This window comes from Sphingomonas hominis (assembly GCF_013328205.1).
In the GTDB taxonomy this organism is placed as follows: Bacteria; Pseudomonadota; Alphaproteobacteria; order Sphingomonadales; family Sphingomonadaceae; genus Sphingomonas; species Sphingomonas hominis.
On the sequence record NZ_JABULH010000005.1, the window covers coordinates 143,119 to 164,595 of the forward strand.

24 protein-coding genes are annotated in these 21,477 nt (G+C 68.9%); 18 read left to right on the plus strand and 6 right to left on the minus strand.

Translation table 11 applies throughout. The annotated features are described in order from the left end of the window. Positions 1–11: 11 nt before the first annotated feature. On the minus strand, positions 12–839 hold the full coding sequence (locus HRV97_RS12430) for an inositol monophosphatase family protein (RefSeq protein WP_174194589.1): 828 nt from the start codon (positions 837–839) through the stop codon (positions 12–14). A 66-nt stretch (positions 840–905) separates the two neighbouring features. Between HRV97_RS12430 and HRV97_RS12435 the strand changes: the two genes are divergently transcribed. From HRV97_RS12435 to HRV97_RS12445, 3 genes are all read left to right on the plus strand, one after another. Continuing rightward, positions 906–1,445 carry a peroxiredoxin gene (locus HRV97_RS12435; protein ID WP_174194590.1) on the plus strand — a complete coding sequence of 180 codons (540 nt, stop codon included), beginning with the start codon at positions 906–908 and terminating at the stop codon, positions 1,443–1,445. Positions 1,446–1,576: 131 nt separating this feature from the next. Beyond that, complete coding sequence (locus HRV97_RS12440) at positions 1,577–2,656, plus strand: GGDEF domain-containing protein (RefSeq protein ID WP_246248707.1); 1,080 nt, start codon at positions 1,577–1,579, stop codon at positions 2,654–2,656. Between the two features lie 416 nt (positions 2,657–3,072). After that, positions 3,073–3,486, plus strand: a complete 414-nt coding sequence (locus tag HRV97_RS12445; RefSeq protein ID WP_174194591.1) for a DUF1810 domain-containing protein — start codon at positions 3,073–3,075, stop codon at positions 3,484–3,486. Between the two features lies 1 nt (position 3,487). Here the strand turns inward: HRV97_RS12445 and HRV97_RS12450 are convergent, their stop codons facing one another. Beyond that, entirely contained in the window at positions 3,488–3,826 is a 339-nt protein-coding gene (locus tag HRV97_RS12450; protein WP_174194592.1) for a hypothetical protein, read from the minus strand. Between the two features lie 152 nt (positions 3,827–3,978). On the opposite strand from HRV97_RS12450, the gene HRV97_RS12455 reads away from it, so the two are divergent. From HRV97_RS12455 to HRV97_RS12495, 9 genes are all read left to right on the plus strand, one after another. Continuing rightward, positions 3,979–5,439, plus strand: coding sequence for a S41 family peptidase (locus HRV97_RS12455; protein ID WP_174194593.1), 1,461 nt, complete (start codon positions 3,979–3,981; stop codon positions 5,437–5,439). Between the two features lie 76 nt (positions 5,440–5,515). Further along, on the plus strand, positions 5,516–6,421 hold the full coding sequence (locus HRV97_RS12460; protein ID WP_174194594.1) for a zinc ribbon domain-containing protein: 906 nt from the start codon (positions 5,516–5,518) through the stop codon (positions 6,419–6,421). 45 nt (positions 6,422–6,466) lie between these two features. Then, positions 6,467–7,813, plus strand: coding sequence for a glutamate--tRNA ligase (locus tag HRV97_RS12465; RefSeq protein ID WP_174194595.1), 1,347 nt, complete (start codon positions 6,467–6,469; stop codon positions 7,811–7,813). A gap of 43 nt (positions 7,814–7,856) precedes the next feature. Then, the gene (locus HRV97_RS12470; RefSeq protein WP_174194596.1) at positions 7,857–8,204 is read left to right on the plus strand and encodes a hypothetical protein; all 348 of its coding nucleotides are present in this window, start codon (positions 7,857–7,859) and stop codon (positions 8,202–8,204) included. A 7-nt stretch (positions 8,205–8,211) separates the two neighbouring features. Further along, the gene (gene ribD, locus HRV97_RS12475) at positions 8,212–9,180 is read left to right on the plus strand and encodes a bifunctional diaminohydroxyphosphoribosylaminopyrimidine deaminase/5-amino-6-(5-phosphoribosylamino)uracil reductase RibD (protein WP_343044503.1); all 969 of its coding nucleotides are present in this window, start codon (positions 8,212–8,214) and stop codon (positions 9,178–9,180) included. An 8-nt stretch (positions 9,181–9,188) separates the two neighbouring features. Then, the gene (locus tag HRV97_RS12480) at positions 9,189–9,806 is read left to right on the plus strand and encodes a riboflavin synthase (RefSeq protein WP_174194597.1); all 618 of its coding nucleotides are present in this window, start codon (positions 9,189–9,191) and stop codon (positions 9,804–9,806) included. Then, on the plus strand, positions 9,796–10,926 hold the full coding sequence (ribB, locus tag HRV97_RS12485; RefSeq protein WP_174194598.1) for a 3,4-dihydroxy-2-butanone-4-phosphate synthase: 1,131 nt from the start codon (positions 9,796–9,798) through the stop codon (positions 10,924–10,926). The genes HRV97_RS12480 and ribB overlap by 11 nt, the downstream gene beginning before the upstream one ends. Positions 10,927–10,941: 15 nt before the next feature. Beyond that, entirely contained in the window at positions 10,942–11,361 is a 420-nt protein-coding gene (gene ribH / locus HRV97_RS12490) for a 6,7-dimethyl-8-ribityllumazine synthase (protein WP_174194599.1), read from the plus strand. A gap of 7 nt (positions 11,362–11,368) precedes the next feature. After that, positions 11,369–11,878, plus strand: a complete 510-nt coding sequence (locus tag HRV97_RS12495) for a hypothetical protein (RefSeq protein WP_174194600.1) — start codon at positions 11,369–11,371, stop codon at positions 11,876–11,878. A 37-nt stretch (positions 11,879–11,915) separates the two neighbouring features. Here HRV97_RS12495 and HRV97_RS12500 read toward each other — a convergent pair whose 3' ends face one another. Further along, positions 11,916–12,998: an alkene reductase gene (locus HRV97_RS12500; protein WP_174194601.1), complete on the minus strand. Its 1,083-nt coding sequence runs from the start codon at positions 12,996–12,998 to the stop codon at positions 11,916–11,918. Positions 12,999–13,061: 63 nt separating this feature from the next. Between HRV97_RS12500 and HRV97_RS12505 the strand changes: the two genes are divergently transcribed. Genes HRV97_RS12505 through HRV97_RS12530 form a run of 6 tightly spaced genes read left to right on the plus strand, consistent with a single transcriptional unit; the run spans position 13,062 to position 19,169 of the window. Continuing rightward, positions 13,062–14,093, plus strand: a complete 1,032-nt coding sequence (locus HRV97_RS12505) for a DMT family transporter (protein WP_174194602.1) — start codon at positions 13,062–13,064, stop codon at positions 14,091–14,093. After that, positions 14,093–14,794, plus strand: a complete 702-nt coding sequence (locus HRV97_RS12510; protein ID WP_246248708.1) for a COQ9 family protein — start codon at positions 14,093–14,095, stop codon at positions 14,792–14,794. Before HRV97_RS12505 ends, HRV97_RS12510 begins: the two co-directional genes overlap by 1 nt. A 51-nt stretch (positions 14,795–14,845) precedes the next feature. Continuing rightward, complete coding sequence (locus HRV97_RS12515; RefSeq protein ID WP_174194603.1) at positions 14,846–15,109, plus strand: FeoA domain-containing protein; 264 nt, start codon at positions 14,846–14,848, stop codon at positions 15,107–15,109. 30 nt (positions 15,110–15,139) lie between these two features. After that, on the plus strand, positions 15,140–16,993 hold the full coding sequence (gene feoB / locus HRV97_RS12520) for a ferrous iron transporter B (protein ID WP_174194604.1): 1,854 nt from the start codon (positions 15,140–15,142) through the stop codon (positions 16,991–16,993). A 10-nt stretch (positions 16,994–17,003) separates the two neighbouring features. After that, positions 17,004–17,570, plus strand: coding sequence for a single-stranded DNA-binding protein (gene ssb, locus HRV97_RS12525; RefSeq protein WP_174194605.1), 567 nt, complete (start codon positions 17,004–17,006; stop codon positions 17,568–17,570). Positions 17,571–17,621: 51 nt separating this feature from the next. Then, positions 17,622–19,169: a PAS domain-containing protein gene (locus tag HRV97_RS12530; protein WP_425505780.1), complete on the plus strand. Its 1,548-nt coding sequence runs from the start codon at positions 17,622–17,624 to the stop codon at positions 19,167–19,169. Here the strand turns inward: HRV97_RS12530 and HRV97_RS12535 are convergent. The 3 genes from HRV97_RS12535 to metX are packed head-to-tail and all read right to left on the minus strand — an operon-like array spanning position 19,166 to position 21,313. Further along, a complete protein-coding gene (locus tag HRV97_RS12535; protein ID WP_174194606.1) occupies positions 19,166–19,555 on the minus strand; it encodes a response regulator in 390 nt (129 codons plus the stop codon). The two genes, HRV97_RS12530 and HRV97_RS12535, sit on opposite strands and share 4 nt — an antisense overlap. Beyond that, positions 19,530–20,195: a methionine biosynthesis protein MetW gene (metW, locus tag HRV97_RS12540; RefSeq protein ID WP_174194607.1), complete on the minus strand. Its 666-nt coding sequence runs from the start codon at positions 20,193–20,195 to the stop codon at positions 19,530–19,532. Before metW ends, HRV97_RS12535 begins: the two co-directional genes overlap by 26 nt. Continuing rightward, positions 20,192–21,313, minus strand: a complete 1,122-nt coding sequence (gene metX, locus HRV97_RS12545) for a homoserine O-acetyltransferase MetX (protein ID WP_174194608.1) — start codon at positions 21,311–21,313, stop codon at positions 20,192–20,194. The genes metW and metX overlap by 4 nt, the downstream gene beginning before the upstream one ends. Between the last annotated feature and the right edge of the window lie 164 nt (positions 21,314–21,477).

The following is a 21,477-nucleotide window of genomic DNA, read 5'->3' on the forward strand; positions in this document are numbered from 1 at the left end:
TTACCCGCGCCTCAATGATCGTGGTCGTGCGCGTGCCCATGGTCATGCGCGCCGTGCAGCGCTTCCAGCACGTCGTCGGTGCGCGCGGGGTCGCCGATCGCAAGCACGTGGCCCGCGCTCGCCGCGGTCAGCGGATCGCCGTTCCAGTCGCACATCCGCCCGCCGGCGCCCTCAACCACCGGCACTAGCGCGGCGAAATCGTAGAGCTGGAGCCCCGATTCGCACACCAGGTCGAGGTGGCCGCTGGCGAGCAGTCCGTAATTGTAGCAGTCCCCGCCATAGACCGGACCCTGCCTGGGCGAGCCGCCGCTGACCGCCGCGACCAGCGACAAATAATGCGGCACGTCGCCGTCGCCGAACAGGTGCGGGCTGGTTGTCGCGATCGTCGCGCCCGCGAGCGCGGCACAGGCACGGGTGCGTGCCGGCGCACCGTTGAACTCGGTCGCGCGGCCGGCGACACCGATCCAGCGCTCGCGCTGTACCGGCTGGTCGATGATTCCGAGCACCGGCCAGCCATCCTCGACCAGCGCGATCAGCGTGCCGAAGATTGCGCGCCCAACCGTGAAGCTACGCGTGCCATCGATCGGATCGAGCACCCATTGCCGCCCGGTGACGCCCGGCTTCTCGCCATATTCCTCGCCGACGATGCCGTCGCCCGAGCGTTCGGCGTCGAGGATGCGGCGCATCGCGGCCTCCGCCTCGGTGTCGGCGAGCGTGACGGGAGATTGGTCGTCCTTCATCCGCACGCCGGCGTCGGCGCGGAAATACGGTCGGATCACCGCGCCGGCGGCGTCGGCGAGGCGGTGGGCGAGTTGGATGTCGGCGGGGCGTACGGGCATAAACGTGGTGCCTATCGCGGTGCGCGGCGCGGCGCTAGGATGCGGCGCAACAGGAGACCTATACTCATGCGTGCCTTCGCCACCATCATCGCCGCCGCCGCGACCCTCGCTGCCCTGCCCGCCGCGGCGACGCTCGCGACCGGTGCCAAGGCGCCGACGTTCTCCACGCGCGGTGCGATGGCGGGCAAGGTGATCTCGGTTGACCTCGCCAAGGAACTGCGTCGCGGTCCGGTTGTGCTCTACTTCTTCCCCGCGGCGTTCACCGGCGGCTGCAACGCGGAGGCGCGCGCTTTTGCCGAGGCCGTGCCGCAGTTCGAGGCGGCGGGCGCGCGCGTAATCGGCATGTCGGCCGACGACGTGCCGACGCTGCAGAAATTCTCGTCGAGCGAGTGCGCGGGCAAGTTCGCGGTGGCGAGCGCCGGGCCGCGCGTGATCGCAGGGTATGACGTGGCGCTGGGCCAGGCGATCAAGGGACGCAACGTGACCAGCCGCACCAGCTACGTCATCGGCCGCGACGGTCGTATCGCCTTCGTCCACGCCGACATGAACCCGGCCGAGCACGTGCAGACGACGCTGGCGGCGGTGAAGCGGTTGGCGGCGCGCTGAGTCGCCGGTCACCGGCCTGACGCAACAATCATAAGAGAAAACGCCGCGTCACACACGGGATGTTAGCAATCCTGTCCTATCGCGGTGCCGAACGGGGATCGCGGCTGGGGGGTTAAGGCGTGGCGACGAGATTGCGGAACGTACACGACGCCACCGATGCGAACACGATGGTGGCGCGGATCATGGCGTTCCTGGGCGAACATTGGCTGCACCCCGACCCGGTCAATTACGCCCTCGCCTATGACGTCGTGTGTCATCCCGACTGCCCGCGCGCGCGCGAGGTCGCGCGGTTGACGCAGGACGGCGTGCGCCTGTCGGGCGGCGACATCGTTCGGCTGGGTGGCAGTGCGCGCAGTGCGGCGCCAATCGCGCTGGTGACCTCACCGGCGCAGGCTGGCCCGGTCCCATCCGCACCCGCCACGCCTGCTGCGCCCGCCCCGGTCGCCTCGCCGCCCGACCAGCGCGACGATGCGCTGGCCGCGCGCGCGCTGGCGCAGGTCGCGGGGTTCAGCGACACGCTGCACGCGATCCACAGCGAAACCAACCATTTCGGCCGCGATCTGGCGGCGACGGCCGAGGCGATCCGCGTCGGTGGTGCCGATGCCGGGGTAGAGCGGATCTCGCACCTGACCGCGGCGATGATCGAGCGGGTCCACCAGGCCGAATCGCGGTTGGAACAAGCGAAGCACGAGACGGCGGAACTGCGCGCGGCGTTGGAGGAGGCACGCACCAGCGCGCAGACCGACCCACTGACCGAGCTGCCCAACCGCCGCGCGTTCGACGACGCCTTCACCGCGTTGTCCCCCGACACGCCGGTGGCGGTCGCGATCTGCGACATCGACTTCTTCAAGCGCGTCAACGACGCCTTCGGCCACGCGGTCGGCGACCGCGTGCTGAAGCTGGTCGCGCAATTGCTCGAGCGCGAGGTCGGGTGCACCGTCGCGCGCTACGGCGGCGAGGAGTTCGCCCTGTTGTTCGAATCGCGCAATGTCGGCGAGGTACGATCGCGGATCGAGGCGGCGCGCGACGCGATCGGCGCGCGACGATTGCGCGACCGCGACACCGATCGTCCGATCGGGACGATCAACTTCTCCGCCGGGGTGGCGCTGGGACAAGCGAGCGACACGCTGATCCCGCTGATGGAACGCGCCGACCGCGCGCTCTACGCCGCCAAGCAGGCCGGGCGTGGCCGCACGATGGTCGCGCCATAAAGTGGCGCGGATCGCCGCGACCATGCGGCGGATCGCGCCAACCTGCTCGATCGCTCAGTGCTAAGCTGTTGATCGTGAACGAATACTGAAATTGGCACGCTGGGTGCTACGCCTCTTGCATCGATCGGAACGGCCGATCGAGCAACAGGAGTTCACCACCATGATCCGCACCTTTGACGCCGTCGCTCGCCAGGCATTCGCCCTCGTTGCCGCTTTCTCGGTCGCCGCGCTGATGATCGGCGCCGCGGTTCCCGTGTCGCCGATCGCGTGAGGTCGGCAATGACCGGTCTCGCTCACCGTCCGCTCGCACTCGTCTTGGCGAGCATCGTGACCACCGCCATGCTGTTGTGGATCGACCCGGGTAGCGCGATCGTCTGATCGCGGCACCCGCGCAGGGCCGCCGGCGTTATCGCCCTATGTCCGACCCCCTCAACCGTTTCGTCGCCGCGCAGGCCGACAGTTACGACAGTGCGCTGGCCGAGCTCACCGCCGGGGCGAAGCGCAGCCACTGGATGTGGTTCATCTTTCCGCAGATCGCCGGGCTGGGCCGCAGCGCCACCGCGATCCATTATGCGATTGCCGACCTGGATGAAGCGCGCGCCTATCTGGCGCACCCGCTGCTCGGGACGCGCTATCTCGCCTGCGTCGACGCGCTGCTGCGCCACACCGGGCGCGATGCGCGCGCAATCATGGGCGAGATCGACGCGGTGAAGCTGCGCTCGTCGCTGACGCTGTTCGACGCCGCGGGCGCGCCGCCCGCCGTCGCCCGCGCGCTCGATACCTTTTTCCCCGCGCCCGACGCCGCGACGCTGCGGTTGATCGGACGGTAGCTCAGCGCGCCTGCGACACGGGCGTCACCAGCGCGGTGCCGTCGTTGCTCAACACCACCGTCCAGCGCGTGCGCGCGTCGCAGGTGACGATCCACGCCGGGCGACCGTCGGTCGTCTTGGTCGCGGTGGCGTCGGTCAGCTCCTGGCAGTCCTGCCCGGCGTCGCGCACCGCGCGGAACAGCACGCCGAAGCGCTGCCGCTCGCCCAATGCCTCGACCCGCGCGACGTAATTGCCGACGGTGGTGACCGGCTCCGGCACCGACGGTGCCTCGTTCGACGGCTGCTGACAGGCGCCCAGCGTCAGCAGCGCGGGCGCCAAGAAGAGGAGGTTGCGGCTCATAACGGGCGATGATGTAGCGTCGACCCGCGCGCAAGACGAGCGGCAACCGTCACTCCGAGTGGATGCCTGCACGATTCCGCTTGCGCCCGCGCGTCGCGACGACGACGCTGCACCATCACGCGGCGAGCGATGATGGTTGAGTGGAGAGTGAGATGCGTGCGGGGCGTTTTTCCGGTTTGCTGGCAAGTGCGGCACTGCTCGCATCATGCGGTGGCGGCGATGGTGGCGGGTCGGGCAGCGGCGTTCCGATTGCATCGGCGCCGACGCCCACACCCGCCGCTTCCCCGACACCGACCGCGGCGGCGGGCTGTTCGCTGCGCGAGCGGCAGGATTGGGCGTTCGCCCAGTTGAACGAATGGTATCTGTTTCCCGAAACGCTGCCGGCCTCGCTCAGCCCGGCGGGCTATTCCACGGTGGACGATTACGTCGACGCGCTGACCGCCACTGCGCGCGCGCAGCGCAAGGATCGGTATTTCACCTATCTGACCTCGATCGCCGAGGAGAATGCCTATTATAGCGCCGGCGCGAGCGGCGGGTTCGGCATCCGGCTGGGTTACGACACCACCAACCGCCGCGTCGGCATCATTGAAGCGTTCGAAGGCGCACCCGCGCTCGCCGCCGGGCTCGACCGCGGCACCGAGATCCTGGCGATCGGGACCAGCGCCGATACGCTGCGCACCACCAGCGACCTGATCGCGGCGAACGGCCCGCAGGGCGTGGTCGACGCGCTCGGCCCCGACAATGCGGGCACGACGCGCGTGCTGCGCGTGTCGGACAACAGCGGAACGCGCAACGTCACGCTGACCAAGGCGGACTTCAACCTGACGCCGGTGTCGTCGCGCTACGGCGCGAAGATCATCACCGACAACGGGATGCGCGTCGGTTACGTCAACCTGCGCACCTTTATCGGCACCGCCGATGCCGGGCTGCGATCGGCGTTTCAGCAATTCCGCGACGCCGGCATCACCAACGTGATCGTCGACGTGCGCTACAACGGCGGCGGGTCGCTCTCGATCGCGGAATTGTTCACCGACCTGCTCGGTGGTGCGCGGTCCACCAACGACGTGCAGAGCTATATCACGTTCCGCCCGTCCAAGGCATCGCAGAACGAGACGACCTATTTCTCGCCGCAGCCGCAATCGATCGCACCGACCAAGATCGCCTTTATCGGCACCGGCAGCACCGCGTCGGCGAGCGAGTACGTCATCAACTCGATGCTGCCGTACCTTCGGAGCAACGTCGCGCTGATCGGCAGCAACACCTATGGCAAGCCGGTCGGGCAGATCGCGCTCGACCGGTCGCAATGCGACGACCGGCTGCGCGTGATCGCGCTCGCGCTGCAGAATGCGTCGCGTCAGGGCGATTATTACGACGGGCTGGCGACCAAGGTGGAAACGTCGTGCCAGGCGGTGGACGATGCGACCTATCAGATGGGCGACCCGCGCGAAGCGTCGACGCGCGCCGCGCTCAACTTCCTGCAAGGGCGCGGCTGCACGCGGATCGGGGCCACCGCTTCGGTGGAGCGTGCCACGACGCCGTTCGCGCAGCGCCAGCAATTGCTCAGCCCGGAGCGTCCGTCGACCGCGCAGCGCGAGACGCCAGGGCTGTTCTGACGCGCACGCTAGCGGGACTGTTCGGGCGTGCTCGCGCGCGCTAGGCGTTGCTGTCCGTCTGCGTGAAAGGTGAGCAATGGCATTCTGCACCCAATGCGGCACGCGATTGCCCGATCAGGCACGCTTCTGCCCGCGCTGCGGCGCGGCCGCCCCAACGCTCGACCCGCCGACGGACGCCGACCGCGCTGTTGAGCCTGAGCGCCCGCGCGCGCCGCTCGTGCCCCCTGCCGCGAGCGGACCCGAGCTGCCGGCCGATGGTCTGCATTTCGGCCCCGCGCCGCGCACCGGCGCGGTTTTAGGCGCGACGACGGGTGAACGCGCCGAGCCGCGACGTGCATCGCTGCCGCCCCCGCTCGCCCCCGCTCCGACGCGGCGCGACGACGACGACGAGGAGGACGCGGACGAGGGCGGCACCAGCACCGGCACGCGGTTGCTGGTGATCCTGGCGCTGATCGCGGCGGCGGTGCTCGCGGTCGTATTCTGGCAGCAGCGCGACGGCGCGCGACCCGTCGCCGAGGTCGCGACCAACGCGAGCGAGCCCGCCCCCGAACCCAGCAGCGAACCCGCCGAGGTGGCGAGCGCGCCGCTGCCCGAGCCTGAGCCGACCCCCACACCATCCCCGACGCTGGAGGTGGCGCAAACCGGCGACGAGATCGGCTCGACCGCATCGCTCAACCCGAACGGCGAGGCGGCGATCCCCGCCGCCGCGATCGACACCGCGTTCGACGACGATCCCGACCGCGCGGGCGAGGAGTTCCCCGGCCCCGTGACGGTGCGCGGCACGGTGATCGGGCTGCTGTCCGACTCGCCGCCCGCGCTCAGCCTGGAAGGGCGTTCGCGCGGCAATTACGTGATCGCTGACCTGGCGGGCGACCAGCGCGACGCGCTGCAACTGCTGACCCGCGGGTCGGTGGTGCGGCTGCGCTGCGGCGCGGTGCGGCATCAGTCGGGAACAACGGTGCTGTACGGCTGCCGCATCTGAGCGGCGAGGTTGAGCGTACGCTCACGCTTCTCTAGGGCCGCGCGCATGACCGCTTCCCCGATCGTCACCCGTTTCGCCCCTTCGCCGACCGGCCGGCTCCACGTCGGCAACGTGCGCGCGGCGTTGCACAATTGGATGTGGGCGAAGAAGAACGGCGGGCACTTCATCCTGCGCATCGACGACACCGACGCGGCGCGCAGCGAGGAGCGGTTCGTCGACGCGATCCGCGCCGACCTCGCCTGGCTCGGCCTCCACCCCGATCGTGAGGAGCGGCAGTCGGCGCGTTTCGAGCGCTACGACGCGGTGTTCGAGGAGCTACGCGCGGCGGGGCGGATCTACCCGGCATACGAGAGTGCGCAGGAGCTCGACCTCAAGCGCAAGATCGCGCGCGGGCGCGGGTTGCCGCCGGTGTACGACCGCGCCGCGCTGTCGCTGACGGCCGAGGATCACGCGCGCTTCGAGGCGGAGGGCACGCGCCCGCACTGGCGCTTCCGGCTCGATCACGCCGCGCCGATCACCTGGGACGACCTGATCCGCGGACCCCAGTCGTTCGACCCCGCGCAGTTGAGCGACCCCGTCATCCGCCGCGCCGACGGCTCGTGGCTCTACCTGCTGCCGAGCGCGATCGACGACGTGGACATGGGCGTCACCCATGTCGTGCGCGGCGAGGATCACGTGTCGAACACCGCGCTGCAGCTGCAGATGTTCGACGCGATGGGGGCGGCGCACCCGCGTTTCGCGCACGAGGCGCTGCTGACCGGCAGCGAGGGCAAGCTGTCCAAGCGATTGGGCGCGCTGGGCATGAACGAGCTGCGCGAGAGCGGGATCGAGCCCGCCGCGATCGTCTCGCTGCTTGCGCGGCTCGGCACCAGCGATCCCGTCGAGCCGATGGTCGACCCCGCCCCGCTCGTCGCCGCGTTCGACTTCGCGCATTTCGGCCGCGCGCCGGCGCGCTTCGACGAGGCCGAGCTCGCGCAGGTCAACGCGCGCGTCATCCACCAGCTCGATTACGGCGTGGTCGCCGATCGCCTGCCCGCGGGCATGGATGCGGCCGGGTGGGAGGCGGTGCGCCCCAACCTCCATACCGTCGCCGAAGCGGCGGACTGGTGGCACGTCGTCGAGGGGCCAATCGAGACGGTGGCCGCGGGCGAGGACGCCGATTACCTCGCGCAAGCCGCCGCCGCCGCGCGCGCGATCGACTGGGCCGGCGACCCGTGGCACGCGCTGACCAATGCGCTCAAGGCCGACACCGGGCGCAAAGGAAAGGCACTATTCCTCCCGTTGCGCCGCGTGCTGACCGGCCGCGACCACGGCCCCGACATGGCGGCGCTGCTGCCGTTGATCGGACAGGCGCGTAGCATCGAGCGGTTGGAGGCGGCGGCACGCGGGTAAGGCGGGACTCGCACGCGTCACGCACGCGTCCTATATCGGTTCCATGCAATTCTTCAGCCGCATGTCCCCGCTGCGCGCCTTCCGCGACCTGCGTTTCTTCCTGAACCAGCGGCAGCCGTACGAATTGTGGTTCCTGGTGCTCGCGGTCACGATCACCAGCGTGCTGATCTGGGCGTTCGCGCACGATTCGTACTTCGAGAAAGAGTACAAGCCCAACATCATCTACGTGCAGCAATATCGTCTCGACCGCACCGACGCGCAGATCATCGCGCAGCAGAAGATCGACCAGCCGGCGATCGACGCCGCCAAGGCCAAGCAGGCGGCGCGCGAGGAGAAGATGCGGCAATCGTTCAAGAAGGTCGACGACGCGATGAACCGCCTCGGCATCTGACCGACACGTGACCCGCCCGTCCGCCGACGACGCGCGCTGGATGGGCGCAAGCCTCGCGCTCGCCGAGCGGACGCGCGGGATGACCGCGCCCAATCCCAACGTCGGCTGCGTGATCGTGGCGGACGGCGTGGTGGTCGGACGCGGCTGGACGCAGGCGGGCGGGCGTCCGCACGCCGAGGCGATGGCGCTGGAACAGGCGCGCGAGCGGGCCGCGGGCGCGACCGCTTACGTGACGTTGGAGCCGTGCGCGCATGTCTCGCCGCGCGGGCCGGCGTGCAGCGACCTGCTGATCGCCGCGGGTATCGCGCGCGTCGTCGTGGCGCACCGCGATCCCGATCCACGCACCGATGGTCAGGGGATTGCGCGCCTTCGTGCCGCCGGGATCGCGGTCGAGCAGGGCGTGCGCGAGGCCGAGGCGGCGCGAGTCATGGCCGGCTTTCTCACCCGTCGCGCGCGTTTGCGACCGTTCGTGACGCTCAAGCTCGCGCTGTCGCTCGATGGTGCCGCTGCGATGGCGGACGGACGCAGCCAGTGGATCACCGGCGTGGAGGCGCGCGCGCACACGCATCTCGAACGCGCGCGGCACGAGGCGATCCTGGTCGGTCGCGGCACGTGGAAGGCGGATCGCCCGCGGCTCGACGTGCGCTTGCCCGGCCTCGAACAGCGCGCACCCGAGCGGGTGGTGCTGTCATCGCGAGCGATCGACGGCGTGCGGACGATCGCGCAGCCGGCCGAGATCGCCGCCCTCGCGGGCGATCATCTGCTGGTCGAGGGCGGCGCGCGAACCGCCGCCGCCTTCCTCGCCGATGATCTGGTCGACCGGCTGCTGATCTACCGCGCGCCGATCGTCGTCGGTGGCGGGCGGACACTGCCTAACATCGGCCTCACCGACCTCAGCGACGCGCACGGACGCTGGCGGCTCCACGACGCGCGCGCGCTTGGCAGCGACCGCGTCGAGGTCTACGAGCGCGGCTGAGAGGGCATATGTTCACCGGGATCATCTCCGACATCGGCACGGTCGAGCGCGTGGCGCGCAGCGGCGACACGCGCCTCCACATCACGACTGCCTACGACACCGATACGGTCGACCTGGGCGCGTCGATCGCCTGCTCGGGCGTGTGCCTGACGGTGGTCGACAAGGGTCAGCAGGACGGCCGTCACTGGTTCGCGGTCGATGTTTCGGGTGAGACGATCAGCCGCACCGCCGAGGGGCAGTGGATCGAAGGCGCCGCGCTCAACCTGGAACGTGCGATGAAGCTGGGCGACGAACTGGGCGGGCATATCGTGACCGGCCACGTCGACGGCGTGGCCGAGGTGATCGAGGTCACGCCCGACGGTGACTCGCGCCGCATCGGCATCCGCGTCCCCGCCGACCTCGCGCCGTTCATCGCGCCCAAGGGTTCGGTGACGGTGAACGGCGTGTCGCTGACGGTCAACACGGTTGAGGACGCGGACAACGGCTCCACCTTCACGATCAACCTGATCCCGCACACCCAGGCAGTGACGACGCTCGGCCGGCTCGCGCCCGGGCAATCGGTCAACATCGAGATCGACGTGCTCGCCCGCTACCTCCAAAGGATGGAGCATTACCGTGGCCGTTAACCCCGAACTCGCTCGCCTGCGGCACGGTTATCTCTCCAGCCCTGAAGAGATCATCGACGAAGCGCGCAACGGGCGCATGTTCATCCTGGTCGACGACGAGGATCGCGAGAACGAGGGCGACCTCGTCATCCCCGCCCAGATGGCGACACCCGAGAAGATCAACTTCATGGCGCGCCACGGCCGCGGGCTGATCTGCCTCGCCATGACCAAGTCGCGGGTCGAGACGCTCGGGCTCGAATTGATGAGCCGCAACAACGGCACCCGGCACGAAACCGCCTTCACCGTCTCGATCGAGGCGCGCGAGGGCGTGACGACCGGCATCTCGGCGGCCGACCGTGCCTGCACGATCGCGGTCGCGATCGACGGCACCAAGGACAAGACCGACATCGTGACGCCCGGCCACGTCTTCCCGCTGGTTGCGCGCGACGGCGGCGTGCTGGTGCGCGCCGGGCACACCGAGGCCGCGGTCGATGTGTCGCGTTTGGCCGGCCTCAACCCCTCGGGCGTGATCTGCGAGATCATGAACGAGGATGGGACAATGGCGCGGATGGACGACCTCGTTTCGTTCGCGCAGCTCCACAACCTCAAGATCGGCACGATCCGCGACCTGATCGCCTATCGCCGCCGCAACGATCACCTGGTCGAACTGGCGAGCGAGGCGCCATTCAAGAGCCGCTGGGGCGGCGACTGGACCGTGCGCGCCTATCGCAACAAGGCGACGGGCACCGAGCAGATCGCGCTAGTGAAAGGCCGCGTCGACCCGGCCAAGCCGACGCTGGTACGCATGCACGCGCTATCGCCCTTCGCCGACATGTTCGGCGAGGACAGCGACCGTTCGCGCCTCTTGTCGCGCTCGATGGAGCTGATCGCCGAGGAAGGTGCCGGCGTCATCATCGTCATCAACCGCCACCGCGCTGACGCCTTCACCACCGCGGTCAAGATGAAGGTGGGCGAGCCGGTCGAGGTCGAGATGGAGGAATTGCGCGATTACGGCGTCGGCGCGATGATCCTCGCCGAGCTTGGCGTCCACGACATGGTGCTCCTCACCAACACGCACCACACGCTGGTCGGGCTCGACGGCTACGGCCTGTCGATCGTCGGCGAGCGCAAGATCGACTGATTACGGAGTACCCAGATGGCGCATTTCCTCATCGTCGAGGCGCGGTTCTACGATCACCTGAACGACATGCTGGTCGCGGGGGCCGAGGCCGCGCTCAAGCAGGCCGGCCACTCATGCGAGGTCGCGACCGTGCCCGGCGCGCTAGAGGTGCCCGGCGCGATCGCGCTGGCGGCGGAAACGGGGCGCTACGACGGATTCGTCGCGCTCGGCGTCGTGATCCGCGGCGAGACCTACCATTTCGAGATCGTCTCGAATGAGAGCGCGCGCGGGATCATGGCGCTGACGATGGATGGTATCCCGATCGGCAACGGCATCCTGACGACCGAGAACGAGCAGCAGGCGATCGTGCGCGCCGATCCGGCGCAGCTCGACAAGGGTGGTGGCGCGGCGAAGGCGGCGCTCGCGATGTTCGACCTCAAGTCGCGGCTCGGCTGACCACCACATGGACATGCCGCCCACCCGCTTCCGCGTCGTGGAGCGTGGGCGGCGGCTGGAGGTGATCGACACCGCGACGGGGCGGGCGATCGGCGGCAAGCCGGGCTTGAACCCAGCCGCATCATCCGCAGGCGCATGCCGCGACGATACGCCGCTGCTGCTCGATCAAGTTGTTGGCGGGGCTTCCGTTCCGCGTAGCAAGTCAGTGCCGCAGCCCGGCGCATTGCCGCGCGCGACCCGTTTTGATGGCACGGTCAGTTTCACCACCCGCACCTTCTACGACGAGCGCGCACCGCGCACGGTGGCGCTCGATCCTGCCCGTGCGAACCTACTTCGCGGGGCTGCCTTCGCCGCGCTGGTGCTGCTCATCATCACGCCCGCGCTGCTGCTCATGCTCGCCTGGTCGAGCTTCCCGCTGCTGGTCGTGGTCGCTGCGATCGTGTTCAACCCGAAGGTACGCGAGCGGCTGCGCGCCGGCGTCACGTCACTGATCGACCGTTACACCGATCCGGCGTGAAGCGCCCCGCCGCGCGTGGGCGGCGGGGCGGCACGGTTCACGCGTCCGCGCGCTCCAGCGCGGGATAGTCGACGTACCCCTCGGCGCCGGGCGTGTAGAAGGTCTTCGGATTGGGCTTGTTGAAGCCGGCCCCGGTACGGAAACGCTCCACCAGATCGGGGTTGGCGATCCACAACCGACCCCAGGCGATCGCGTCGGCGACCCCTGAGTCGAGATCGGCCTGCCCGGCTTCCTGTGTGTAATCCTGGTTGAGCACCAGCGGTCCGGTGAATGCCTCACGGATCTTGGGGCTGAGCTTGGCCACGTCGGTGGTGCCGAACGTTCCCTCAGGCCCGACCTCACGCAGTTCGAGGAAGCCGATGCCGAGGTCGTTCAGCGCGCGCGCGGCAGGCACGAACACCGCCTCGGGATTGCTGTCGTCCGCGCCCTGCGTCTCGCCGTTGGGCGACAGGCGGATCGAGGTACGACCAGCGCCCACCTCGCCGATCACGCGCTCGGTCACTTCGCGCATGAGGCGGATGCGGTTCTCAGGGCTGCCGCCGTACTCGTCCTCGCGGTCGTTGGTGTTGTCGCGCAGGAATTGGTCGATCAGATAGCCGTTGGCGCCGTGGATCTGCACGCCGTCGAACCCGGCGGCAATCGCGTTGCGCGCGGCGGTGCCGTAATCGTCGATCGTGGTGCGGATCTCGTCCACCGGCAGCGCACGCGGCGTGTCATACGGGTTCTTCGCCGGATCGGGATCGTGGTACGGCGCGCGCTTGGTCGAGGACGACACCGACTGGATGCCGGTCACGTCGGGACGCGCGAGCCGGCCCATGTGCCACAGCTGCGCGACGATGCGCCCACCCGCCTCGTGCACCGCCGCGGTCACCGGCTTCCACGCCTCGACCTGCTCGTCGGTCCACAGCCCCGGCGTGCTCGGCCAGCCGAGCCCCTGCCGGCTGATGCCCGTCGCCTCGGAGATGATGAGCCCGGCGGACGCGCGCTGGCGATAATATTCGATCATCAAATCAGTCGGCACGTGATCCTTGGTCGCGCGCGACCGGGTCAGCGGCGCCATGAGGATGCGGTTGGGGGCCTCGATCGTGCCGAGGGTAATGGGGTCGAACAGGCTGGGCATTGATGGGCCTTTCCGTTTCATTCAGCTACCTGACGCCGCACACATAGGACGCTAAGGGGCGCCATGCACCAGAGCGCGCACCCAAGAAATGCTTCGCCGCCGCCAAGCGCGCTCGCCCGGGATGCGGTTCCGCGAGCGGTCGAGCGCGGCGTCGAAGCGGTGGTGGTCGGCGCCGAAGCGAATGCGAGCGAGCGCGCGCCCGCACTGCCGCTGCTCGCGGTCGTGGTGGCGAACGTCGCGCTCGCGTTCGGGCCGTGGTTCGTGCGGCTGGCCGACACCGGGCCGGTCGCCGCCGCCTTCTGGCGCATGGCGCTCGCGCTGCCGTTGATCGTCGTGCTCGCGATCGCGAGCGGTACGCGCGCGGCCACGCTGCGGCTGCCGGGCAGGATGTGGCTGCTGCTCGCGCTGGCGGGTGTCGCCTTCGCGATGGACCTGGGTAGCTGGCACGTCGGCATCCTGCAGACGACGCTCGCCAATGCGACGCTGTTCGGCAATTCAGCGACCTTCATCTTTCCGATCTACGGCTTCATCATCGCGCGTGCCTGGCCATCGCGGACGCAAGGGTTGGCGCTGCTACTCGCCGCACTCGGCGCGGGGTTGCTGATGGGGCGGTCGTATCAGCTCGACCCGCGCCACCTCGTCGGTGATCTGCTGTGCGTGCTCGCGGGCGTGCTCTACGCGGTCTATTTCGTGCTGATGTCGGGGGTGCGCCGCACCATGGCGCCGTGGCCCGCGCTCGCGCTCTCCTCACTCGCCGCGCTCGTGCCGCTGCTAGCGATCGCGCTCGCGTTGGGAGAACGCGTGATGCCGGGCGACTGGTGGCCGCTGATCGGGCTCGCGCTGGTCAGTCAGGTGGTGGGGCAGGGCTGCATGATCTACGCGCTCGGCAAATTGAGCCCGCTCGTCATCGGACTCGCGCTGCTGCTCCAGCCGGTGGTCGCGGCGACGATCGGCTGGATCGTCTACGGCGAGTCGCTCGGCGCGCCTGACCTGTTCGGCGCCGCGATGGTGGCCGTGGCGCTGGTGCTGGTGCGGCGCAGTCCCCAAGTGGTAAAGACTGCGGCGGAGCCGCTAGCGGCAGACGAGGTGCGGTGATGACCGATACGATGGCGAACACGACCGGCAGCGCGGCAGCGGCGCACGATCCAGCCGACCTGACGCTCGACGAGGTGCGCCAGCAACTCGCCCCCGCGATCGCCAGCAACGCCGCTTTCGATGGCTGGGGCGACGAGGCGCGCGACTATGCCGCCGAGGGCGCGGGCATCGACCGCGACGTGGCCCGTCTTGCTTTCGACGGCGGCGCGCCGGCGATGATCGATGCCTGGTTTGACCACGTCGACGCCGAAATGGCGGCGCGCCTGCCCGCTGAGACGCTTGCCGCGATGAAGGTTCGTCAGCGCATTACCGCGTTGATCGAGACGCGGCTGGAGATTCTGTCACCCGACCGCGAGTCGCTGCGTCGCGCGATCGCGATCCTCGCGCTGCCGACCAACGTCGCGCGCGCTGCGCGGCTCAGCTGGCGCAGCGCCGACCGGATGTGGCGGCTCGCCGGCGACACCGCGACCGACTATAACCATTACACGAAGCGCGCGATGCTGCTCGCCACCTACGCCGCGACGATCACTGTCTTCCTCGACGACGACAGCGAGGGTCATGCCGAGACGCGCGCATTCCTCGCACGGCGGATCGACAACATCATGGCGATCGAGAAGGCCAAGGCGAGCGCCACCGCGCGCACGCGCTACCGCCCCAGCCTGTCGCGCTTCGTCGGGCGACTGCGCTACCCCGTCGCGTAAGACGCGACGCGAGTTATTGATAATCACTCGCAGACCACCTATAACCGTCGTGTGACCGCGAACCTCAACCTCGAAACCCTCCCGCGCCACCAGGCCGCGACTGTCGATTCGATCGAGTGGGCGCGGCTCGCGACGCCCGAGGCGCTGCGACTGCGCGAACTGGGGTTCGACGCCGGTGTCTCGATCGAGGTGCTGCACCGCGCGCGCTTCGGCGGTGGGCCAATCGCCTGCCGCATCGGGCGCATGACGGTGGCGCTGCGCCGCGCGGTCGCGGGCGCGGTGCGCGTCTCGCTCGACCCGCTGCCCGCCGAGTGACCCCACACCGTTCGACCAACGCCGGCTGACATGCATGCCTCGCCGCTGGTCGCGATGGTCGGCAACCCCAATGCCGGCAAGAGCGCGCTGTTCAACGCGCTGACCGGCGCGCGGCAGAAGGTCGGCAATTACCCCGGCGTCACGGTCGAGCGCCACTCAGGTCGCCTGTCATTGGACGATGGCCGCCCGGTCGAGCTGGTCGACCTGCCCGGCACCTACAGCCTCGACCCCGTCTCCGCCGACGAGCGCGTGACCGTCGACGTGGTGACCGGACGCGGCGGCTTCGAGCGGCGGCCCGACGCGATGATCGTCGTGGTCGACGCCTCAAACCTCGACAACCACCTGCGCTTCGCACTCCAGCTGATCGCGTTGAAGCTGCCCGTCGTCGTCGCGCTCAACATGGTCGACCTCGCCGAGCGCGACGGGCTGACGCTCGACCCGGACGTGCTCGCGCGCGAATTGGGCGTGCCGGTCGTGCCGACCGTCGCGGTGCGCCGCCGCGGGATCGACGTGCTCAAGGCGCAGCTCGGCACACTGCTCGGCCAGCGCGTGCCCGCACGCGACCCGGTCGACCCGGTGCCAGAGGAGATCGGCGTGCTGCAACGCCGCGCGCGCGCGATCGCCAACGCCGCGACCGTCAGCGAGACACCGACACGCCGCTGGAATCACGCGCTCGACGCCGTCGCGCTTCATCCAATCGTCGGCCCCGTCCTGCTCGTGGCACTTCTGTTTATCATGTTCCAGGCGGTGTTCACCTGGTCGGAGGCGCCGATCGCTTGGATCGAGGGCGCGTTCACCGCGCTCGATGACGTGATCAAGAGCGTGATGCCCGATGGCTTCCTGCGCTCGCTGCTGACCGACGGCGTGATCGCGGGCGTCGGCGCGGTGGTCGTGTTCCTGCCGCAGATCCTGATCCTGTTCGCCTTCATCCTCGTTCTCGAAGCATCGGGCTATATGGTGCGCGCGGCGTTTCTGATGGACCGGATGATGAGCCGCGTCGGCTTGTCCGGGCGGGCGTTCATTCCGCTGCTCTCGTCCTTCGCCTGCGCGGTGCCGGGCATCATGGCGACACGCACGATCGACGACGAGAAGGACCGGCTGACCACGATCCTGATCGCGCCGCTGATGACCTGTTCGGCGCGGCTGCCTGTCTATACGATCATCATCGGCGCGTTCATTCCTAACACGCGGGTCGCGGGGTTCGTGGGGCTACAGGGATTGGTGCTGCTGGTGCTCTACCTGCTCGGCATCCTGGGCGCGTTCGTCGCGGCGCTGGTGCTGCGCCGCACGGTCACGCAGGGTGCATCGTCGGGCTTCATGATGGAGATGCCCAAATATCAGATGCCGCGCTTTCGCGACGTCGCGATCGGGCTGTGGCAGCGCGCCTATATCTTCCTGAAACGCGCAGGGACCACCATTGCGCTCACCACCGTGATCCTGTGGGCGCTATTGTCCTTTCCCAAGGCGCCTGAGGGGCAGAGCCAGGTCGATTACTCGGTCGCCGGCCGCATCGCGAGCGGGATCGAGGTCGCGGTGCGCCCAATCGGGTTCAACCGCGACATCGCGCTCGCGCTCATCCCCGCGATGGCGGCGCGCGAGGTCGCGGTGGCGGCGATCGGCACCGTCTACGCGGTCGACGATCCCGAGGATGCCAAGGGCGAGCGCACCATCGTCGACAATCTGCGCCACCGCTGGACCCTGCCGACCGCGCTCGCGTTCCTGATGTGGTTCGTCTTCGCGCCGCAGTGCATCTCCACCATCGCGGTGACCAGGCGCGAGACGAATGGGTGGAAATGGCCGCTGTTCATGATTGGCTATCTGTTCGCCGCGGCCTACATCATGGCCGGATTAACCTACTGGCTGGCGGTCGCCGTCGGCCTTTGAAGAGGCAGGAATGGCAGGCAGCGTCAACAAGGTCATCATCGTCGGCAATCTCGGGCGCGACCCCGAATCGCGCTCGTTCCAGAACGGCGGCAAGGTGGTGAACCTGCGCATCGCCACCTCCGAATCGTGGAAGGACCGCAATTCGGGCGAGAAGAAAGAGCGTACCGAGTGGCACTCGGTCGCGATCTTCAGCGAAGGCCTCGCGGGCGTCGCCGAGCGTTTCCTGCGCAAGGGCTCTAAGGTGTACATCGAGGGTCAGCTCCAGACCCGCAAATGGCAGGACCAGCAGGGGCAGGATCGCTACTCGACCGAGATCGTGCTGCAAGGCCCCGGTGCCACGCTGACGATGCTCGACGGTCCGGGCGGCGGTGGCGGCGGCGCGCGTGACGATTTCGGCGGCGGTGATGATTTCGGCGGCGGCAGTCGCGGCGGATCGCGCGGCGGCGGTGGCGGCGGCGGCTTCGGCGGCGGTTCGGGTGGTGGATCGCGCGGCGGCTCGTCGGGCGGCGGCTCGGGCGGTTCCGGCAACTTCGGCGGTGGCTACGCGGACGACCTCGACGACGACGTTCCGTTCTAAGTGAGCGACCAGACGCAGTCCGACGGGCGCTCCCTGTCCAAACCATTGAGCGTGCCCGAACCGCCGAGCGTGCCCGCAGCGTCGGGCTGGCGCGTCGACGAGGCGCGTCGGTCGGCGGCGTTGGAGGCATACGAGCTCGACCTGCTGCGCAACTCGCCGGCGCTGAAACAGATCACCGATTTCGCCGCGCGGCTGTGCGACGCGCCCGTGGCGCTGGTCAGCCTGGTCGAGGAAACGCGGCAGTCGTTCCTCTCGGCGACGGGCACCGACCTGTGCGGCACGCCGCGTAGCGAGTCCTTCTGCGCCCACGCGATGTGGGGCAGCGAGGTGATGGTCGTCCCCGACCTGACGCTTGATCCGCGCTTCGTGCACAACCCGCTGCTGGTCGACCCGGGCGTGCGCTTCTACGCCGGCGCGCCGCTCGTCAGCGATGACGGTATCCCGCTCGGCGCTTTATGCGTGCTCGACATGGCGCCGCGGCCCGGTGGGCTGACCGCGCTCCAGCACGAGGGTCTCGTCGTGCTCGCCTCCAACGTGCTCGCGCGGCTGCGCGACTCGCGCGACGGTGCCGCATGGCGCGCCGCGGAGAACGACGCGCGCCGCGCCGCGCTCGACAGCGAGACGCGCTTCCGCACGCTTGCCGACACCATGCCGCAGATGGTGTGGTCGACGCTGCCCGACGGTTATCATGATTATTATAATGCACGTTGGTACGAGTTCACCGGCATGCCCGAAGGTTCGACCGACGGCGCGGAGTGGAACGGCGTGTTCCACCCCGAGGATCAGGAGCGGGCGTGGGCGGTGTGGGGCCACTCGCTCGATACCGGTGAGCCGTATCAGATCGAGTATCGGCTGCGACACCGCGACGGCACCTATCGCTGGGTGCTGGGGCGCGCGCTGCCGATCCGCGACGCGGGCGCGCGCATCACGCGCTGGTTCGGCACCTGCACCGACATCCACGAGCAGAAACTCGCCCTCGAACAGCGCGAGGTGATCAGCCAGGAGCTGTCGCACCGCATCAAGAACATCTTCTCGGTCGTCGCCGGGCTGATCCAGTTCGCCGCGCGCAGCCATCCCGGCTTCGCGCCCGTCGCCACCGACCTGCGCCAGCGCATCACCGCACTGGGGCGCGCGCATGATTTCGTGCGGCCGCACAGTCCGCGATCACGCCCCGACGCACCGCAGGACAGTTTGCGCGGCCTGCTGACGCAATTGTTCGCGCCCTACCAATCAGTCGTCGGCGACAGCGCACGGATCGCGATCACCGGCACCGACCTGCGGATCGACGATCGCGCCGCGACCCCGCTCGCGCTGTTGTTCCACGAACTGGCAACCAACGCGACCAAATACGGCGCGTTATCGCGGGCGGAAGGGTCGGTGACGCTCGACGTCGCGCACAGCGACGGCATGGTGACGATGCGCTGGGACGAGGCCGGCGGCCCCGCGATCGGCGGCGCGAGCGACCATGTGGGGTTCGGTACGCAGTTGATCGAATTGTCGGCGGTGCGTCAGCTCGGCGGATCGATCGATCGCGACTGGCGGAGCGCCGGCCTGTCAGTGACGCTCACCGCCCCACTCGCCGCGTTCAGCCGGGTTTAGTCCAGCCTAACGAAGTCGGCGTCGACGGTTGCTTCGTTGCTGCCCGCCGCCGCGATCGCCGCGGCCGCCAGGATCGCCTGGTCGCTGAACGGCTTGCGGACGTAGCCGAGCGCCGCGGGCACCGTGCCGATCTGTCCGGGGTTGGCGGTGACGAACACGACCTTCACGCCGTAATCGCGCGCGATCCGCTCGGCGACGATCGGACCGGTCGGCCCGTCGCGCAGGTTCACGTCGACGAACGCGAACGAGCATGCCGGTGCAGCGGCGAGCGCCTGCGCGCTGTCGGCCGCGATCGCACCCACCGTATAGCCTGCATCGACCAGGATACGCTCCAGGTCGAGGGCGACGAAGATCTCGTCTTCAACGATGAGCGCGGTTTTGGGCATCGGTCTCGGAAAGGTTGCTATCGAATTCAGCTAACCTTGAGCAACGTTCTTGGTTCCGAGCAAGCAGGAATACGGCGTGTTCGGCCATAAGATTGGCCGCCGCGCTGCCGATCTCCTGGTCGCCCGACAAGAACCAGGCGCGCTCGACGGCGACGCCGCGCGCGCGCAGGAACGCGCGGAAATCGTCGATCGTCAGATGGTGGATGTTGGGCGTGTCGTACCATTCCTCCGGCAACAGCCGCGTCACCGGCATGCGCCCTCCCCACAGCAACGACAGCCGCACCCGCCAGTGCGCGAAATTGGGAAAGCTGACGAACGCGCGCCGCCCGATCCTCAGCAGATGGTCGAGCACCAGATGCGGCGCGCGCGCGGTCTGCAACGTCTGGCTGAGGATCGCATAGTCGAAGCTCGCGTCGGGGTAGCCCGCCAGATCGACATCGGCATCGCCCTGGATCACGCTCAACCCACGCGCGACCGCATCGGCGACCTTGACGGCATCGATCTCCAGCCCGCGCGCGTCGACCCCCGCCTCGTCGCGCAGCGCTGCCATCAGGTCACCCGTTCCGCACCCGACATCGAGCACGCGGCTGCCCCGCGCGACGTGCGCGGCGATGATCGCGAGGTCGGGACGCAAGCTCACGCGCCGAGGAACCCCGCGACGATGCGGTCGAGCTCGGGCGAGTCGAGCAGGAACGCGTCGTGGCCGTACGGACTCGACAGCTCGACGAAGCTGACCGGCGCCCCGGCGGCGTTCAACGCCTGGACGATCGCGCGCGATTCGGCGGTCGGGTAGAGCCAGTCGGTGTCGAAGCTGACGAGGCAGAAACGCGTCGCCGACGCGAACGCATTGGCGAGCCGCCCGCCATGCTCCTCCGCCAGATCGTAATAATCCATCGCGCGGGTGATATAGAGATAGGAATTGGCGTCGAACCGGTCGGTGAAGCTCAGCCCCTGGTGACGCAGGTAACTCTCGACCTGAAAATCGGCGTCGAAGCCGAAGCTTTTCGCTTCCCTGGCCTGGAGTCGCCGTCCGAATTTCTCTGTGAGGCCCGCTTCCGACAGATAAGTGATGTGCGCCGCCATCCGTGCCACCGCCAGCCCGCGCGCCGGCGCTTCACGATCGTAATAATCGCCCTCGCGCCAGTTCGGGTCGGCCATCACCGCCTGCCGCCCGACCTCGTGAAACGCGATGTTCTGCGCGGTGTGGCGCGCGGTGGAGGCGATCACCACTGCCGCCGCGACCCGCTGAGGATAGGTCGCGGCCCAACTGAGCGCCTGCATTCCGCCCATCGACCCGCCGACCACCGCCGCCAGCCGGGCGATGCCGAGATGGTCGAGCAGCAAAGCTTGCGCGCGCACCATGTCGCGAATCGTGATGACGGGAAACGCCATGCCCCAGGCGCGCCCGGTTACGGGGTTGATCGAGGCGGGGCCGGATGACCCCATGCAACTGCCCAGTACGTTGGCGCACACGACGAAGAACCGGTTCGTGTCGATCGGCTTGCCCGGCCCGACCATTCGCTGCCACCAGCCCGGCTTGCCGGTGCGCGGGTGCGGGCTGGCGAGGTGGTGGTCGCCAGTCAGCGCGTGGCAGACGAGGATCGCGTTGCCCGCATCCCTGTCGAGGGTACCATAGGTCTCGTACGCGATCTCGACCGGCGACAGCGTCGCGCCGCCGTCGAGGTGGAGCGGACCTGGCAGCGACACGCGGCGCGACAGGCCGAAGCGTTGATCGTCAGAAAGGGAGGCGAGCGACATCGAGCCGCCGCGATAATCCGCGCCCCGTCATCCCGCAAGCAACGCCACCCTCGCCAGCAACCCACCGTCATCCCGGACTTGATCCGGGATCCCGCTTCTTCTCTCGCCGCCCGACAAAAGCGGGACCCCGGATCAAGTCCGGGGTGACGAGAGGATTTGTGCGT

What these genes read in the sequence shown, in the direction of transcription:
- HRV97_RS12445 (WP_174194591.1), top strand. Translation starts at nt 3,073, where the DNA reads ATGTCCGACCCCCTCAACCGTTTCGTCGCCGCGCAGGCCGACAGTTAC.
- ssb (WP_174194605.1), top strand. Translation starts at nt 17,004, where the DNA reads ATGGCAGGCAGCGTCAACAAGGTCATCATCGTCGGCAATCTCGGGCGC.
- HRV97_RS12435 (WP_174194590.1), top strand. Translation starts at nt 906, where the DNA reads ATGCGTGCCTTCGCCACCATCATCGCCGCCGCCGCGACCCTCGCTGCC.
- HRV97_RS12505 (WP_174194602.1), top strand. Translation starts at nt 13,062, where the DNA reads ATGCACCAGAGCGCGCACCCAAGAAATGCTTCGCCGCCGCCAAGCGCG.
- metX (WP_174194608.1), bottom strand. Translation starts at nt 21,313, where the DNA reads ATGTCGCTCGCCTCCCTTTCTGACGATCAACGCTTCGGCCTGTCGCGC.
- HRV97_RS12460 (WP_174194594.1), top strand. Translation starts at nt 5,516, where the DNA reads ATGGCATTCTGCACCCAATGCGGCACGCGATTGCCCGATCAGGCACGC.
- HRV97_RS12450 (WP_174194592.1), bottom strand. Translation starts at nt 3,826, where the DNA reads ATGAGCCGCAACCTCCTCTTCTTGGCGCCCGCGCTGCTGACGCTGGGC.
- HRV97_RS12470 (WP_174194596.1), top strand. Translation starts at nt 7,857, where the DNA reads ATGCAATTCTTCAGCCGCATGTCCCCGCTGCGCGCCTTCCGCGACCTG.
- HRV97_RS12455 (WP_174194593.1), top strand. Translation starts at nt 3,979, where the DNA reads ATGCGTGCGGGGCGTTTTTCCGGTTTGCTGGCAAGTGCGGCACTGCTC.
- HRV97_RS12495 (WP_174194600.1), top strand. Translation starts at nt 11,369, where the DNA reads ATGGACATGCCGCCCACCCGCTTCCGCGTCGTGGAGCGTGGGCGGCGG.
- feoB (WP_174194604.1), top strand. Translation starts at nt 15,140, where the DNA reads ATGCATGCCTCGCCGCTGGTCGCGATGGTCGGCAACCCCAATGCCGGC.
- HRV97_RS12465 (WP_174194595.1), top strand. Translation starts at nt 6,467, where the DNA reads ATGACCGCTTCCCCGATCGTCACCCGTTTCGCCCCTTCGCCGACCGGC.
- HRV97_RS12480 (WP_174194597.1), top strand. Translation starts at nt 9,189, where the DNA reads ATGTTCACCGGGATCATCTCCGACATCGGCACGGTCGAGCGCGTGGCG.
- ribH (WP_174194599.1), top strand. Translation starts at nt 10,942, where the DNA reads ATGGCGCATTTCCTCATCGTCGAGGCGCGGTTCTACGATCACCTGAAC.
- HRV97_RS12510 (WP_246248708.1), top strand. Translation starts at nt 14,093, where the DNA reads ATGACCGATACGATGGCGAACACGACCGGCAGCGCGGCAGCGGCGCAC.
- HRV97_RS12535 (WP_174194606.1), bottom strand. Translation starts at nt 19,555, where the DNA reads ATGCCCAAAACCGCGCTCATCGTTGAAGACGAGATCTTCGTCGCCCTC.
- HRV97_RS12500 (WP_174194601.1), bottom strand. Translation starts at nt 12,998, where the DNA reads ATGCCCAGCCTGTTCGACCCCATTACCCTCGGCACGATCGAGGCCCCC.
- HRV97_RS12430 (WP_174194589.1), bottom strand. Translation starts at nt 839, where the DNA reads ATGCCCGTACGCCCCGCCGACATCCAACTCGCCCACCGCCTCGCCGAC.